The 16,866-nt window shown below is 36.7% G+C and carries 13 protein-coding genes, 2 pseudogenes and 1 riboswitch; of the genes and pseudogenes, 9 read left to right on the top strand and 6 right to left on the bottom strand.

Features of this window, described 5'->3' with window-relative positions; all coding sequences use genetic code 11:
* Window positions 1-208: 208 nt before the first annotated feature.
* Entirely contained in the window at window positions 209-1,147 is a 939-nt protein-coding gene (locus tag RG959_RS21770; protein ID WP_342798916.1) for a DMT family transporter, read from the bottom strand.
* Between the two features lie 268 nt (window positions 1,148-1,415).
* On the opposite strand from RG959_RS21770, the gene pdxR reads away from it, so the two are divergent.
* Window positions 1,416-2,891: a MocR-like pyridoxine biosynthesis transcription factor PdxR gene (pdxR, locus tag RG959_RS21765; RefSeq protein ID WP_342798915.1), complete on the top strand. Its 1,476-nt coding sequence runs from the start codon at window positions 1,416-1,418 to the stop codon at window positions 2,889-2,891.
* Window positions 2,892-3,251: 360 nt separating this feature from the next.
* Here pdxR and RG959_RS21760 read toward each other — a convergent pair whose 3' ends face one another.
* Complete coding sequence (locus tag RG959_RS21760; protein ID WP_342798914.1) at window positions 3,252-4,121, bottom strand: LysR family transcriptional regulator; 870 nt, start codon at window positions 4,119-4,121, stop codon at window positions 3,252-3,254.
* A 148-nt stretch (window positions 4,122-4,269) separates the two neighbouring features.
* On the opposite strand from RG959_RS21760, the gene RG959_RS21755 reads away from it, so the two are divergent.
* Window positions 4,270-4,788: a prolyl-tRNA synthetase associated domain-containing protein gene (locus tag RG959_RS21755; protein WP_342798913.1), complete on the top strand. Its 519-nt coding sequence runs from the start codon at window positions 4,270-4,272 to the stop codon at window positions 4,786-4,788.
* Between the two features lie 58 nt (window positions 4,789-4,846).
* Complete coding sequence (locus tag RG959_RS21750) at window positions 4,847-5,740, top strand: DMT family transporter (protein WP_342798912.1); 894 nt, start codon at window positions 4,847-4,849, stop codon at window positions 5,738-5,740.
* A 120-nt stretch (window positions 5,741-5,860) separates the two neighbouring features.
* Here the strand turns inward: RG959_RS21750 and RG959_RS21745 are convergent.
* A pseudogene (locus RG959_RS21745) lies at window positions 5,861-6,686 on the bottom strand (tyrosine-type recombinase/integrase).
* Between the two features lie 452 nt (window positions 6,687-7,138).
* Here RG959_RS21745 and RG959_RS21740 point away from each other — a divergent pair.
* The 4 genes from RG959_RS21740 (at window position 7,139) to RG959_RS21725 (ending at window position 10,492) form a co-directional block, all read left to right on the top strand.
* Window positions 7,139-7,942 carry a phosphotransferase gene (locus RG959_RS21740; protein ID WP_342798911.1) on the top strand — a complete coding sequence of 268 codons (804 nt, stop codon included), beginning with the start codon at window positions 7,139-7,141 and terminating at the stop codon, window positions 7,940-7,942.
* A 217-nt stretch (window positions 7,943-8,159) separates the two neighbouring features.
* Window positions 8,160-8,741, top strand: coding sequence for a GNAT family N-acetyltransferase (locus RG959_RS21735; protein ID WP_342798910.1), 582 nt, complete (start codon window positions 8,160-8,162; stop codon window positions 8,739-8,741).
* 165 nt (window positions 8,742-8,906) lie between these two features.
* Window positions 8,907-10,076, top strand: coding sequence for an MFS transporter (locus tag RG959_RS21730; protein WP_342798909.1), 1,170 nt, complete (start codon window positions 8,907-8,909; stop codon window positions 10,074-10,076).
* 131 nt (window positions 10,077-10,207) lie between these two features.
* The gene (locus tag RG959_RS21725) at window positions 10,208-10,492 is read left to right on the top strand and encodes a hypothetical protein (RefSeq protein ID WP_342798908.1); all 285 of its coding nucleotides are present in this window, start codon (window positions 10,208-10,210) and stop codon (window positions 10,490-10,492) included.
* Window positions 10,493-10,682: 190 nt separating this feature from the next.
* Here RG959_RS21725 and RG959_RS21720 read toward each other — a convergent pair whose 3' ends face one another.
* The 3 genes and pseudogenes from RG959_RS21720 to RG959_RS21710 all read right to left on the bottom strand — a co-directional run bounded on the left by RG959_RS21720 (window position 10,683) and on the right by RG959_RS21710 (window position 14,238).
* Window positions 10,683-11,303: an NAD(P)-dependent oxidoreductase gene (locus tag RG959_RS21720; protein ID WP_342798907.1), complete on the bottom strand. Its 621-nt coding sequence runs from the start codon at window positions 11,301-11,303 to the stop codon at window positions 10,683-10,685.
* 181 nt (window positions 11,304-11,484) lie between these two features.
* The gene (locus tag RG959_RS21715) at window positions 11,485-12,708 is read right to left on the bottom strand and encodes an IS110 family RNA-guided transposase (protein WP_342798906.1); all 1,224 of its coding nucleotides are present in this window, start codon (window positions 12,706-12,708) and stop codon (window positions 11,485-11,487) included.
* Between the two features lie 1,182 nt (window positions 12,709-13,890).
* Window positions 13,891-14,238: pseudogene (locus tag RG959_RS21710) on the bottom strand (YxiJ family protein).
* Window positions 14,239-14,580: 342 nt separating this feature from the next.
* Here RG959_RS21710 and RG959_RS21705 point away from each other — a divergent pair.
* Together RG959_RS21705 and RG959_RS21700 are read left to right on the top strand one after the other, a co-directional pair.
* Window positions 14,581-14,928, top strand: a complete 348-nt coding sequence (locus tag RG959_RS21705; RefSeq protein ID WP_342798905.1) for a hypothetical protein — start codon at window positions 14,581-14,583, stop codon at window positions 14,926-14,928.
* 317 nt (window positions 14,929-15,245) lie between these two features.
* Window positions 15,246-15,330: riboswitch (glycine riboswitch) on the top strand.
* Between the two features lie 163 nt (window positions 15,331-15,493).
* On the top strand, window positions 15,494-16,858 hold the full coding sequence (locus RG959_RS21700) for an amino acid permease (RefSeq protein ID WP_342798904.1): 1,365 nt from the start codon (window positions 15,494-15,496) through the stop codon (window positions 16,856-16,858).
* Window positions 16,859-16,866: the final 8 nt, after the last annotated feature.

Raw genomic sequence — 16,866 nt, 5'->3', positions numbered from 1 at the left:
CCCTGGCTACTGATATCATAAAACCATATGAAAAATGGTCAACCAGAAATATTTTCTGGCTGAGCTTATAATACGAACAGGGCAGTTTAGTTTAACTGGCCAAAATGCTCTTACAGCAATAAAAAAATGCCTATGAAATCAATTGCGACTTCATAAGCGATTTTAATAGTTTCTTTGTGTTTTGTACTTAACAACGGAACCTGATAGTTTATCCCACACTCTTTTTAGTATTATTAATCCGTCTATGTTTTTCCTCCCATAGTTTTTCAATATAACCTGTACCAAATAGAACACCAGCTACAATAAATACAAATCCAATTAATTGTGAATTTGTAATTGTTTCATTTAAAAAAATAGCGGAAAATACAAGACCAAAAAATGGAACAAAATTGTTAAATATAGCTGTTTGTCCTGCACCTATCTGCTGAATAGCTGCATTAAAAACAATATATCCAATTCCTGTTGCCACTAACCCTGATACGATAAATAAAAAGTAAGTAAATAAAGATGCAGAAGTCATTTCACTGATCCCTCCAGGTTCGGTTATAAAACTAATAATCAACAAACCAATTGAGCCAGCTAGGTACATTATTGTTGTTACCTGTTTTGAATCAAGTGTTTCTGTTGCCTTTTTTACGAAAATAAAACTAATGGCTTGGACAAACATGGCAATAAATAAAATTAATTCTCCCTGAGATAATTGCATGTTACTGAATGATCCACCCTGAATAAAGAAGACGCCGGTTAATGCCAGAATAAAACCAATCACTCGTAATTTTGTTAATTGTTCACCTAAAAAGAGAACAGCAAGTATTGCAGTTGTGAGTGGAACTAATGCAAGAATTAAAGAAGCATTCGAAGCATCAATCATTGTTAAGCCTACTGCTATAAGCAAGTGGTGTAAGACGACGCCGAATAACATTCCGAGTGATGTATAGATCCATTCCTTTTTCGATAGACGACGAAATGATTTCCCCAGAACGATTATGATTAATGCTGTAATCCCAGCCATCATAATTCGAAAAGCTGTCATTGTTTGAGGGGGTAATTCTTCCACCAATACTTTAATTATAACAAGATTAAGTCCCCAAATAGCTGTAACAAAAAATACTAAACCGTAAGTTAGTAGTAAGCGTTTTTGATTCACAAGTTACTCCTCCATTTTCCAAGTGTAATGCTATGTTCAACTATAAGTGCCATATTACTTTAACGTGTGTATAACACTCAACACACTTCTATAACACTTAACCTTTATGTTTTCATCTGTGGAACTTCTGTATGAAGACTTACTTAATAACGTTTTATTCTTATGTATGAATAAATTTCATTCAAGTGTAAACTGAATATACTAACATCTGCTATATGAAATAAATCTATAACACTAACTAAATGTATAACACTTAGGAGGATTTATGGTGCAAATTGATATTCAAAGAAATAGAGGGGAATCACTATCTAAACAAATATATCAATCTATTGTTGACCGAATCCGTTCAGGACTTTTGGAAGAGGGATCGAAGTTGCCTTCTATACGAAGTCTTTCCAAACAACTGGAAGTAAGTTTGGTTACAGCTGTCAAGGCTTACAAACAATTAGAACAAGATGGGTTTGCTACTTCTATCCAAGGAAAAGGTACTTTTGTAAAAGCAAAAATAAGCGAGAAAAAGAAGGAAGCAGCAATACCTTCATACGATTGGCAATTATCACTTCAAGATTATCTACCAAGATCCCAGTTTGCTCGTTATCATATTGCTCCTCAAAAAGTTCATCTTTCATCGTCCATGATAGATCCTAAACTACTTCCAAACAGATATTTTGAGCATGAGGTACAACAGGTTCTTTCGGAGAATCCAGAGTTATTGTCTATATACGGGAATGTTCAAGGTGATAATCAACTAAGGATTGAAATGGCTGCCTATTTAAAAAGGTCAGGGGTTACTTCTACACCAGAAAACATCTTAGTTACAAGTGGTCTTCAACAAAGTATAGATCTTATTGCTCGTACATTTGTTGGACCTGGGGATGTGGTGGTAATGGAAGTACCGACATACCCGGGGGCAATTGATATTTTTCGGGGAAGAGGTGCTACCATACTTACGGTGCCTGTTGATAAAGATGGAATGCGAATAGATATACTCCAAAACTTGTGTGAAAAACATAAACCAAAAGTTATATTTACGATTCCTACATTTCATAATCCAACAGGTGTTGTTATGTCTCTAAAACGACGTAAGCAGTTACTTGATATAGCCGGGAGTATCCATTGTATTATTGTGGAGGACGATCCATGCAGTGAGATTTATTTTGAAAAAAAACCACCTGTCCCCCTTAAAAGCATGGATCAGTTTGGTAATGTTATTTATTTAAGAGGATTGAGCAAAACGATTGCTCCGAGTTGTAGAATAGGAATATTAACAGCTTCTGGCTCTATTTTCAATCGTTTATTAGCTGCAAAAGCAAATGCTGATTTAGGAAGTCCATTACTTACACAAAAGGCTATTCTTCCCTTGATTAACTCTAAAAGAATGATAGATCACTCAAAGAAGTTGAGGACGGCTCTAAAAATCCGAAGAGATTTAGCTCTTGATTTACTTACAAGTCTTTCTCCTGAGGGTGTATCTTGGACGATACCAGAAGGAGGATTAAATTTATGGATCAGTTTGCCTTCTTGGATTGATAGTCATCTTCTTTTATCAGAAGCAAAAAAACAACAGATAACATTTTTACCAGGATCAGCATGTTATCCAGTAGGGCAAGAAAATAATCATTTGCGTATTAGTTACTCATATATAAATGAGGAACTATTAACACATGGAATTACAACATTATGTAATATCTTTCATGCGGCGATTTCATCCCAAAAAATAAGTGAAAATAGGCCGAATTTTTAAATTGAGTTATTCCTTGAAAAATAAAACAGAGTGTTAGAAAGAAGAGAGAAATAAGCAAACCGTTTACGTTTGAATACTTCTCTTTTGTGCTTGAAAGAATCACTATAAACGAATTAATAGGCACAATCCTCATCCTTTTTTCACACAATTATAAAATTGTATGGTAACAAATTCAAATCCGTAAATTCTTTTTAAATTTTTTACTAGTATTTTTGCTAACGGGGTGCCTTACTCAATAAGGAGTAAGGCTTTTTATTGCACTAACGGAGCAGTATAAAAATAATTTTTCCTTCATCACGAAGTGATGTAAACCGTAGATACATCAATGTTTATAGAGGGAGGTTAGTGCAAGACACTTTTTCACTCCCTGTTCCTATAGGGTAAATATTCTAAAAATCTCTTGGACGCAAGGGAAAGTGATTTTTGCTCTCTCATAGCAATACCAATATTTCTAAAAGCAGGAACTTCAAGCTCTTTCGCTATAATTTTGTGAGGAATACGCTGTAAAATCAATTCCGGTAATATACTGATTCCTAGCCCGTTTTCCACCATAGACATAATGGCATAGTCATCCCATGTTGTGAAATTAACTTGCGGTGAAATACGATGCTCCTCAAAAATTTCAGAGATTTCTGCTTTTGCCCCCTTTTCCAAAAGCATAAACGGACTGTTCAGCAAGTCGTTTATCGGAAATTTTTCGCAATTAGCAAGCGGATGATTTTGCGGAATCACTACCAGCAAACGGTCTTGCTCCAAAAAGATAGTTTCTAGTTCTGCTTTTGATGGCAGCCGCACAAATCCGAAGTCAACACGTCCATTTAGAATCCAGCTTTCAATTTCTGTATAATCACCAAGCAGAAGTTCAAAATCTATCTTTGGGTAATCCTTCTTAAAAATTCTAATAATGTTAGGGAGCCAATGGGTTGCTACGCTCGAAAATGTCCCAATACGAATCATCCCAGACTGCATATCGTGTAAGTCTTCGATCTGCGTCATTAAGATTTCATGCTCATTACAGATTCGCTTTAATTGGGGCAGTAACTTTAAGCCATCCGAGGTTAAACTGATACCGGCACGTCCTCTTTCGAAAAGGAAAACCCCCCATTCCGTTTCTAAATCGTTAATCATACGGCTGATTCCAGACTGTGTATAGTCCAATGCTTCGGCAGCTTTTGTAAAGCTGCCAAATTCTGCTGCTTTGACAAATGCCATATATTTTTGGATATTCATATCTCTTGCCCCTCGCATCTGATTTCGTCATACACATCATGAGAAATATTCGTTTTTGTAATACATGTAAACATGATATGTTTTTACTATTAAAACTTCAAGTTAGGAAAGGAAAAGGTATTTAAAGATGTTTTTTGTGAGTGACATTATGGAAAAAGCACTAGACAGCTATAAGTCTCCGCTACAAGAAAGGGTCTACGACTCATTAGCAAATTTACAGATTTCATTTGAACGAGTGAATACAGATGAAGCAATTTCGATGGAGGATTGTATTGAGATCAATCAAAAACTGAATGTGAAAATGGTAAAAACGCTGTTCCTCTGCAATAGTAAAAAGACAAAATTTTACTTATTTATAACTACTGCAGATAAGCCATTCAAATCAAAAGATTTCAGCAATGCACTCGGCATTTCACGCGTATCCTTTGCTCCTGCGGAGCTGATGGAAAAAATTCTAGGTGTAAAAATCGGCGCTGCTACTGTATTTGGTGTTTTAATGGACCAGGGAAATCTTGTGCAGGTTGTTTTTGATAAGGATGTGCTTTTGGAAGAGTGGTACGGATGTAGCGATGGAACTACAACCGGATATATAAAGATCAAAACAAAGCTTATCGTCAATAACTTCCTAACCTATGCAAAGCACATTCCGACTGTGATTGAAATGTAAAATTCAGAAAAAGAATCTGCAAAATATAAGCTGTTTCGCAGATTCGTAGGAGTAGACGATGAAATCTAAAATTCAGTTCATATTATCAATGATTATTTTCGGTACCATTGGTTTAGTTGTTCGATACATTGATTTATCATCGAGCGAAAGAGCTTTACTAAGCAGTTTCCTGGGATGCTTATTTCTACTGCTAATATTCTTCATCATGAAGAAAAAAATATCATGGAATTTAGTTAAATCTAATGCTTTATTTTTGATTCTTTCAGGGGTTGCATTGGGAGGAAATTGGATTTTTCTTTATCAATCTTATGACCATACGACAATTGCCAATGCAACGCTAGGTTATTACTTTGCACCTGTGTTTGTGATGATTCTTTCTCCCTTTGTACTTCGGGAACAATTAGCTATTAAAAAAATTGTGTGTATTGGTATAGCGATCATAGGTATGTTAATGATTGTAGGAGAAGGCATGAGTGCATCCAGATCAGATGATATACTTGGACTTTCCTTTGGATTAATCGCAGCCGCATTTTATGCTGCGTTATTGCTTTTAAATAAATTTATTAAAGATATAGGAAAGTTAGAGTTGACCATCATTCAGCTTGGAATAACCACTTTACTTCTAATGCCATATGTTTTCATTACTGAAGGCTTTGGTATCTTTGAAGTATCAAGTTCTTCTATTCCTTTTATTTTAATTTTAGGGATCATCAATACAGGGATTGGATTTTGGTTATTTTTCTCCGGTATGGAAAAATTAAAAGGACAGAGTATAGCTATGCTAAGTTATGTAGATCCATTTGTAGCTATATTGATCTCTGCAATTATCCTGCAAGAACAAATGACAATAGTTCAAATGCTTGGTGGTGTATTGCTATTAGGCTCTACATTTGTTAGTGAAATTAGACCAGTCAACTTTTCAAAAAAATTAATGAAAACATCAGCTGAATAACGTAAAAACAGTGGGAAGCATTCGTTTTCCACTATGTGAAGAATTGCACTTAAAGTAACGGGGGCAAGAGTTTAACGGAGCAACGATGGTTATTTGAACCTCGTTGCTCTTATTGGTTTATTAGAAATACTTCTGATAAAATTCCTTCCTAAGTTGACCACTTAACTCAGCATATATTCGAGTTGTTTCACTTTTCTCATGCCCCATTAAGCTTTGTATCACTTCAATGGGGGCGCCATTATTTAACAAATGAGTTGCATAGCTGTGTCTCAGTTGATGGGGGTAGATTTCTTTGTCAATACCTGCTCGTTTGGATATACGTTTAATGATATATCTCATTTGTGCTTTGCTCATTCGATGCGGATGCCTTTCTGTTACAAAGATCGCTTCATCATTATCTTTCCGACTTTCTATATATCGTTTAGGCCAAATATCGCATCGAATATTAAAATAAACTTCTCTTTCCTTGTCGCCTTTACCCCTAACTATGGCAGAATGATTAGACCAATTTATGTTATTCTTATCAAGTGTTACTATCTCTCCGATTCTACAACCTGTCGAAAACCTGAACTCAAATAGATTTTTTTCCAAAGGTGTATAACAGACTTCACGAAGATGTTCAATCTCCCTTTCTGTTAAAAACTTTGGAATTCGTTTCCCTCCCTTTGGCTCTTTTATTTTAGCTGCAGGATTTATACTCATATGACCAGCGAAGAAGCGATTTTATTGAACGAACACGGTGAGCTAACGATGAGGGTTTTAATGTTTTGCTAGATTCAGATAAATATTCTTTTAATTGTTCTGTCGTAAGTGAATTGATTTCTATATCTCCCAAATGACGAATAAGCAAGGTAACTTGAAGTTGATATGCTTTTAATGTTTGTGGCGAGAACCCTTGTATTCGCTTATCCGATTCATACGTTGCCCATGCTTGTGATAATAACAAAATACATCTCCCCCTTAAAATTTCTTTCAAAGGAATTATTGACTTGACTATAGAAATTGAAACGGAGGACACTATTCAACTATCGGGGCAGGATAGTTGAAGAAGATAGAAGGTTTTAATCGGAAAATTAACAATAATCTAATAATAGTTATTGTCTATTAATAATAGCGCATGTATGATTAAGATAGAGATGTAATGGAAGGGGAATTAAGATTCTACATGTGGCAAACCCTATGATGAATAATTAATAAAAATAAATAGTTACTTTTTCCATAATTTTTTATGGGAGTAGTATGTCTATTTATTTGAATTAAAATCATTTAGGGGATGCGTGGTGTGGACAATTAAATTCCCATTACCAAGCAGATACTATTGTATATCTGCTTTTATTTATGGGTAAAAATACATCTCTATTGACACAATCATAGCGTCCCTAAATTGGGGGAAATTTAATGAAAAGTCAGCACGAAAACGAAGAAATGCTAACAGGAGGGAATGTCTCAAACGTCTATCGTTCGGGAGATACTGTTCGTCGAGACTTAAAGGAAGACAGTCCCAAAATCCATAAATTATTAAAGCATTTGGAGAACAAAGGTTTTAATTATTCACCTAAGTTCTTAGGTATTGATGAAAAAGGAAGAGAGATATTATCATTTATCGAAGGAGAAGCAGGGAATTATCCTTTAAAAAGATATATGTTGTCAAATGATGTTTTAAAAGAAATAGCGAAAATGCTCCGTCTTTATCATGAGGCTGTAAGTGACTTTCCATTATTAGATGAGTTTAAACCAATCGATAATACTCCTCAAAAAGTAGAGGTATTATGCCATAATGACTTTGCTATATACAACATTATTTTTAACTATGAAAAACCAGTGGGCATCATTGACTTTGATGTTGCTGGACCTGGCCCGAAAATTTGGGATATAGCCTACACGCTGTATACATGCTTGCCATTAAGCAGTTTTTATCCTGCTGAAACAGAGCAGGAGGTCCACCATGTCAACTATGATCCTTCACTACATGCCAGTCTCATAAAGAAGAGATTAACATTGTTTTTTGAAGCCTACGGTGAGGAAATGCCACTGGATTTTTTAGAAATAGTACTGTTGCGATTAGAAGGGATGTGTAAGACGATAAAAAGGAAAGCGAATGAAGGAGATTCGGCTTTTCAGAAAATGATAGATGAAGGACATCTTGAACATTACCAGAACGAAATTAAATTCATTCGTGAACATGGGAAAGAGTGGATTTAAGGATAGGTTTTGTTGAACTAACAGGAGCAAGAGTTTAAGAACCGGCTGCTGTTCCAGCCGGTCTTTTTTCTTCCTCAACTAAAGGTGCAGATTAGTGGAAGATGAGTTGCTTAACCTCCCTCCTTTATCTGTACCTTATAAAAAATAAAAAACTGTCACTTTAATGCAGGACAGTTTGTTTATATAATCGTACCAAAGAAAAAAGGAGAGAAGAATTATGGAGATAACACCAGTAGTATTAATAGGAGATAGAGTAAAGATACAACCTATGGAGGATTATCACGTACAGGAATTATTTGATGCGGGAAACAATCCAGATATATGGGCACACATGCCAATGAAAGTTCAATCGATTGAAGATATGAAGTACCTTGTGAATGGAGCACTTCAAGCAAGAGAGCAAGGAAGCGAATTTCCTTTTGTTATCTTCGATAAGGATTCAGGAAAAATTGTGGGTAGCACTCGTTTTCTTAATATATCCATACCAAACCGTAACTTGGAAATTGGGTGGACATGGCTGTCTCCAACTGTTTGGCGAACTAGAATAAATACAGAATGTAAGTATCTTCTTTTGAAACACTGCTTTGAGACACTTGAGACAATTCGTGTTCAGTTAAAAACAGATAGTCGAAATGTGCGGTCTCAGCAGGCAATTGAACGGCTGGGTGCGGTAAAAGAAGGAGTGCTTCGGAATCATATGGTTATGCCTGACGGTTATTTAAGAGACTCTGTGTTTTACAGTGTAATCGACCAAGAATGGGGGCTAGTGAAGGACAAATTGGAGAGTATGCTACAATAATCCCGTATCTTCGAAGTGTTGCTTATCAAACTAAAGGGTGCTTTAACTTAACAACGGAGGTAGCTGCGGCACCTCCTTTTCTTATTGAACAAACGGAGCAGTTTTCTTGAACAATTACGACCCTAAAAAATATACATATAATAATAATTGTAAATGGGGGATGTAATGGGCTTGCAAGGGAAAGTCAGTTTAAGTGTTGGTTGGATAACTTTGTTTCTAATGGGTACAGATTTATTTGTAGTATCCCCGTTACTGCCGTTCATTTCGGAAGCGTATAGTGTTAGTTCAGCGATGACAGGATGGATGGTAACTGTTTTTGCTGTAACATATGCTATTGCAGCACCTTTCTTTGGTTGGGCTTCAGATAAAAATGGAAGAGGGATTTTTATTACATTTGGGTTATTGTTATTTTCCTTTTCTAATGCCTTAACTGCTTTTTCACCTTCTTTTACCTGGTTAATCATTAGTCGTATTTTAGCTGGTTTGGCGGTTGCTGCAATCACTCCTTTAATTTATGCCATTATCGGGGATATTGCACCATCAAATCGGAGAGGAACTTGGCTTTCTATTGTTGTTTCAGGACATTTAACAGCTCTTTGGGCAGGAGCACCAATCGGTACGTTACTAGAGCATTTTCTTGGTTGGCGTTCAGTATTTGTTGTAATGGCTATTATAGGGACTTTATTGGCGGTAATAAATTTCAAAGCGTGGAAATATGTTCCTGAAAGGACTGGAACAAAAAATCTATTAGAAGGAAATCTGCCAAGAATACTTGGTTCAGTAAGTGTTACCACCATTTGGGCGATTTCAATGTATGCTCTTTATGTTTACTTAGGTGCGGCTCTTTATTCCGAAAATAGATTCACATCATCAGAAATCGCATTAGCTGTTACTTTTTATGGTATTGGTGCTGTTTTAGGAAGTCTTATAAGTGGACAATTCACAGACAGGTTTGGAGAAAAGAAGATTTCTAAAGCTACGCTAATTTTATTGACCCTTATACTCGTTTGTTTAGGAATATTCTTCTCATCTGGGGATTGGATTTATTTCTTTCTGTTCATATGGGCTTTGGTTGGGTATGCAGGATTTACATCATACCAAGCACGATTAACAGTCGAATATCCCAAGGAACGAGGAATTGTTATGGCGTGGAATAATACGGCTCTTTATATTGGTATTACCATTGGTTCAATCATTGGTGGTTATGTCATATCTAATTGGGGTTATTCTTTCCTGCCATATGTTTGTAGCATTGCAGCAATTATTAGTTTTGTCCTTAGTAACCAAAAGGGCAAAGAAACAAAAAAAGAGAATAACGTGAAGAATTGTACTTAAACTATAGGGGGCTTTAGCTTAACAACAGAGGTAGCTGCGGCACCTCCTTTTTTATTGAACAAATGGGCAGGTTAGTTGAAGAAGGATAACGAAAACTAAAATAGAAAATGAAACAAAAAGGAGCAATAAAAATGATTGTAGAGGTGTCTTTAGGACCTGATACACAATATGTTCGATGTCCTGCCAAAATAGGAAGAAATATTAGTCAACTTCAAATGGAATTTTTCGATTGGCTTTTCGATAGAAACAATGACCATAAGTATTGGAAATACGATGAAGAGGCCGGATATATTGTTAATTACGATGCGGAGGCTCTTGTTTATTGGCTTAATCACGTTAGATTTAAAAAAGGAAAGAGGGTTGCTGCATTAATAGACCAACCAAACATTTCTCCGAAGAAAAAAATTGAATTTTAAGCAATTCTTCTTCAACCAAAGAACAGTTTAGTAAAAAAAGAGATGTTAATTTTACAACATCTCCTTTACTTATTAATCATAGATATTCTAGAAAGGGAGCTTTAGTTAAAGAGTGGGGATTATTGCCGCATCCCATTTTCTTTTTCAACAAAACGGGTTAATCCAATATGAAAGTAGTATAAGAATATTATTAGTAGGCGATACCTACCCGTGATTTTATATAATCGCTTGCTTTTACCTGTTTAAATGTAAATTCTGCTGTATCCGGTACGGATATTTCAGCACCACCCTCCGGCAAAAAATTTCGGTCTATTCGATAGTTGCCTACCCTTTCTCCACCCGGCAAGTACGTAGGACAAACAATCGTCCATTCGAGGGTTGATTGTTTGAGCATATCGTAAACTTTATGATGTTCTTTCGCTGCACGGGTTGACTTCTGCTTTGATTCACTTGATTGATAACGCAAAAAATTTGGCGTGGTTCTACTTTGCAGAATACCCGCAGTTCCTATTGTTATTATTCGTTTTATACCTTCGTTTTCCATTGCTTCGATAATAAGTGGCATACTTTCTGATAGAGTGGTCGTGCCATCAGTATTCAGTGCGCTAATAACTACATCAATCTCATGCATTGCACGTCCTATATCATCTTTATTTAAAACATTCCCTTGAATAATAGTTAAATTTTCATTATTTATTTGAAACTTCTCTGGAGTGCGAACTAATACGGTAACGTGATGTCTGTCATGAAGGGCACAAGTCACTATTTGACTTCCAACCCGCCCAGTTGCACCTAAAATTAAAATATTCATAAGAGTGAGGCTCCTTTTGTAAATATTAATATTGTACTATGAAAATTATTTTATTGTCTTGTTCAACTCCCATGAAAATTCAATTCTCTAACTTCATAAAATGGCCATACTAAATTAGACGCAGCCCATTCATTTTTTAAAAATGTTCAGCGCCATGTTCGCGATCGTGCTATTTTTGGGATTAGGAGACCTTCGGTTCCGTGATCGTAACGTTGTACCCTAGGTTTTCTAGTCTTCGAATAGAATATCGTACAATAGATTGTTGTTTTTGTTTGTCAAAATAATCTTCGCCTAAATCTACATACATTTCTTTGCGTGTTAAGAGATGATAGGAAATTTTCAATATGGCATGAGCAACGGAAATTCCGGCACGTTTTTTCCCTTTACGGGCTGCTGTACGTCTATACAAGGCTCCAAGGTAGGTTTTCGATCCCCGCACAGAATGGGCGGCCTCTATTAAAGCAGATTTTAGATACTTATTTCCTTTTTTCATGTTTGCTGCTTTCCTTTTGCCCGCACTTTCGTTATGCCCAGGTACTAGTCCTGCCCAAGAACATAAATGGGAAGCACTCGGGAATTGCTTTCCGACATTGGTTCCGATTTCAGCTAAGATTTGTTCGGCCATACGAGTGGAGATACCGGGAATGGAATCCAGCCGTTCAATATCTTCCTGGGATGAGGTCAATCTAGCAGCCACTTCTTGGTTTAGCATCTCAACCTGTTCACTTAGAAAATCAATATGCGTTAGAATGGTTTTGATCATTAGACGTTGATGTGGATTGATATAGCCCCGGAGGGCAAGCTCAAGGTCATCTCTTTTTTTCTTCATTGTACGGCGAGCGAAGCTTGCCAGTTTTTCAGGATCATCCTCGCCATCTGCGATGGCACGAAGCATGTCACGAGCTGAAACACCCATAATGTCGGAAACAACAGAGCCAAGCTTGATATTCGCTCCTTCTAATACTTTTTGAATCCGGTTATGTTGCCGGGCACGCTCTTCAATAATACTGCGGCGGTACCGAACTAACTCCCGCAGTTCCCGTTGATTTCGATCAGGAATATAACTAGCCTTGAGTAATCCATGACGGAGAAGACTGGCGATCCATTCGGCATCTTTAACATCTGTTTTACGTCCGGGGACTGCTTTCATATGTTGAGCATTCACCACTAAAAACTCGATATTCTCGGCTTCCAGTAAGTTCACAATTGGTTTCCAAAACACCCCTGTACTCTCCATCGCTACGTGGGTACAACCGTGCTCCTTAATCCAGTCCATTAACTGTAGTAGAAATACCGTTTTAGTGGAAAATGTCTGAACCTCCTTTCCATTCGGCGTCACAATACAAGCAGTAATCGAGTCTTTGTGAACATCCATGCCACATGCACGTTCAATGATTACGTCCATTGTAATCATCCTTTCTACGGCAGCTATTAGTAGAGGCTGGTGCAACAACCAGAGCAGGATTAATCTCCCATGAGTGCTTCCCGTAAGGGAGCGACATTCTGTGATGCACCGTGGTCGTTGGAGTCAGACTAACGGATGGGCTCTAAGGCACCATAGTTGATCGACCTTCCTCTTCCAGCCGTAGTATTCTATACCCGTTCTGCATCCATTTTCATTATCTGTGGTGTAGCGCTGGTTTTGCGCTACATGGATGGCTAACGGGGTGCGTAGTTAAAGAAAGAACAAATAAGGGAGTGTACTTGCTCCTTTATTTGTTCTTTTGATGGAATATCAATATTATCGCTTAACAGTTCTAAAACATTAAAAGCAAAACAACTCAACCTGTTACTTAACATTTCGTCTATACGAGTAAGAAATGCTACTTTTAGTTTAAGCAGTAATTGACCGAAAATACTGAGTAAATAGATTAAACATTAGTTTTCTTTTCAGTATCTAGTTTCTTCAAAATATCTTTCAAGAGAGTCAATTGTTCTTTTTGATTCTTAAGTATTTTTAGAAGAAACCAAAGAATGATAGCGATAGGAACAATGATAGTAATGGTAGTAATGAATAGCGATACAAGAAGCGGAAGGAACTGTTCTAGAAAATTCATAATAAAACTCCCTTTTTGGATAATTGTACCATAAAGGTTTCTGTAAGTATTTGGCCTAAGAAGTTTCCTTTCATCCATCTCTCATCAACAGTACATCAATACAGACAAGTAGTATTAGCCATGGATTAGATTACAGTTGACCTAAACAGTTGGTTAGAACGCTATCAGTTTTTGTTTCTACTAAGCAGTAAAGCGAAAGTTTCTCTTCTTTTGCTAATGGTTTTCTACTATTGTCCCCTTCGGCAAATGATCGGTCAGCTTTTCAATGATTCGGCTATCATTTGTATAAAGCTAAATCCCCGTCCGGTTCAATTGTAAGCAAAATAGGAAATAGTCCCTGTGAGCAAATAAAGTTATTTAAAAACTGGAGGGTGTCTTCATCATAGTGGTTATACTCTGCAGGTCCAATATATAGTTTTGAACGTCTTGAATGTCATCGCACAGAATACATTCTTCTTCTGAATCAAACCTTCCTTCGTGATATATATCTTCATCACAAGAGATACCCTCCTTTATATAAAAAATTATGTTTATGAATCGATGATTTTAACGAGCAGCACTCTTGCCCTTTCGAAGCTTTGCAATTCTCGGTTTAAGTCGGCATACTGGCAAAGCGCGGATTGGATAAAATGATACTGTGGATATTGAGAGAAAAAACTCTTCTCTATATTTTTACGTTGAGATTTAGGAATTCATTTATGAGCAAGAACGTAAGTGCAGTTTCCAGCTACAAGCAGACAAAAATCATTAAAGTCTTCTATGAAGTTTTCTATTTCGGGATTTTGATTTTCAAATTCCTTCTCCATTTTGGAGATGTCCTGATAGGGGAAATCCCAATCTAGTATAAACTCATACATTTTTTTGAGTTCTTGTATCACTTCTCTTTTCACTTTGTACACCCCAGATTGACGTTTAGCATTAGTAAATGAAGTGCTTCAAAGTCAGCTTCCTTGAAAAAACAAAGATATTAATAACAGCATAACTCATATGTATTATCACTAATAAGAGAAATGTTTTTTAAAGAACAGGGGTATTTTCGGCTATGAAAGATATCACCAATAAGACTTCCAAAACAAAGACATATTTGGGTATAATGGTAATGTTTGGGGTTAATATGTGAGTGATTGGTAATGAAAAAGCTGAAATCAGAGAGCTGCCTGCACACAGGAAGTAAAAACCGTCATGCATCAAAGTGAATTGAATGAGGTGGAAAGAGAAAAATGTTGGTAGTAAGACATAAGAAGAAGTTTTTATTTAGTACTATACTAGTGTTTCTAGCGGCGGGTCTTTTACTGTCTTTTCGTGGTTCCGAAATAAAGACGAGCTTTCCTGTACCGAGAAGTGCTGAATTAACAAAGCAAGATATGAAAGAGAGGTATGCCGAATACAGCTGGGGTCCTGCATCTGAGTCATACGGCCTTCCATTCTATTACACAATCATCATTAGACTTTGGGGATGGAACCAGGAAATGCGCTTTGGAGCAACAACCTACTACGAAAAGCAAGGGACGGTCATCAGTGCCACCTCTTTAAACAATAATCTATTTATTAGTATAGAAAAGGAATAATGTTTTTCTTACATAAGAGCAGTAAAGAAATTTAAGAGGTTACTATTTTGTTTTCTCGATCTGAAGGACACTAAATAAACACGAGCGTTTATTTAGTGTCCTTCTTTGGCTGCCGCATTGATTCATAAGTGGGAATCAAATAGAGTGAATGGATAAGAAATCACGCGCTTTCTGGAAAGATAAACAAACAAAATAAACTTTTGTTATTGACAAAACGTTTAACTGCTACTAAAATTATAAACTATTCGAAAATAGTTATACCTATTTAAAAATTGAATAAATAGCAGGCTATGATTGCTATGGATCACACTATAGCAGGAGCAGCTTCTGGAGAGACCGTGGGATTGAATTTCACGGCGCCGAAGGGTTCACAATCTCAGGCAAAAGGACAGAAGAGTATTGAATATTTATTTGTTATGCGGATTATTGTCGGCGTGGCAAATATTATTTGTTATTCTTATGACCATGAGATTGGAGGACATCCAATCTCTTTTTTTTATAGGTTTTACTCTATTGCTCATTGTTTCACATTAAAGATTTTATTGTTTTTAAGGAGGCGTTACATGTGGCACAACAAGAATTAAAGAGGGATTTATCCAACCGGCATGTTCAGCTGATTGCCATTGGCGGAACGATTGGTACCGGATTATTTTTAGGGTCCGGTAAAGCGATACAAATGGCAGGTCCCTCTATCATCTTTGCTTATTTAATCGTCGGTATTGCGCTTTTTTTCGTGATGAGGGCATTGGGAGAACTTCTGTTATCGAAAGGTGGATATCAATCCTTAACAGACATTGCTGAAGACTATCTTGGACCTTGGGCATCGTTTGTAACAGGATGGACCTATTGGTTTTGCTGGATTATGACGGCGATGGCTGATGTAATTGCTGTTGGTGTATATGTACAATATTGGTTTGATATTCCGCAATGGATACCAGCGGTTATCTGCTTAATCATTTTATTAGGACTAAATCTATTAACAGTAAAGCTTTTTGGAGAGTTGGAGTTTTGGTTTGCTTTAATAAAGGTTATTACGATTCTTGCATTAATTGGCATAGGAGTTATCTTGCTCGTGATGGGGTTTCAAACAGATGCAGGAACCGTTACAGTTCAAAATTTGTGGGAGCACGGAGGGTGGTTTCCAAACGGAATTTCAGGTTTCTTGCTGTCATTCCAGATGGTTGTATTTGCTTATGTCGGTGTAGAATTAGTAGGTGTATCGGCAGCGGAAACATCTAATCCACAAAAAAACATCCCATCTGCTATTAATAAAATTCCTTTAAGAATTCTCTTTTTCTACGTAGGCGCACTGATCGTCCTGTTATGTATTAATCCATGGACGGAACTAACTGCAGCGGAAAGTCCGTTTGTTAAAACGTTTAGTTTAGTCGGGATTCCTATTGCCGCGGGAATTATTAATTTTGTCGTGTTAACTTCAGCTGCTTCTGCTTGCAACAGCGGGATGTTTTCAACGAGCCGGATCCTTTATAATTTAAGCAATCAGGATCAGGGTCCAGCCCATTTGGCTAAACTGAATAAAAATCATGTACCAAGTAACGCATTATGGATCTCCACACTTGTTGTATCAGCAGGAGCTCTTTTAAGCAAACTGATCCCGGAACAAGCTTTTGGAATCGTAACAACCATAAGCGCTATTTGCTTTATTTGGGTTTGGAGTGTCATTCTCATTTGCCATTTACGGTATAAGAAAACACAGCCACACTTACAAGCAAAATCAACATTCAAAGCACCATTCACACCATTTGTGAATTACCTTGTTTTAGCATTGTTTGCGATGATTCTGATTATTATGCTGGTTGCCGAAGAAACACGTCCGGCCTTACTGATGACTCCTTTATGGTTTATTCTATTATTTGTTTTGTATTGGAGTAGAAAGAAAAAGAAGGAAAGCACCAAAATATCCGCATAACATTAACC

The organism is Domibacillus sp. 8LH, assembly GCF_038806185.1.
Lineage (GTDB): Bacteria > Bacillota > Bacilli > Bacillales > Domibacillaceae > Domibacillus > Domibacillus indicus_A.
The sequence above is the reverse complement of the archived record's forward strand: the minus strand, read 5'-3'. Positions and strand labels throughout refer to the sequence as shown.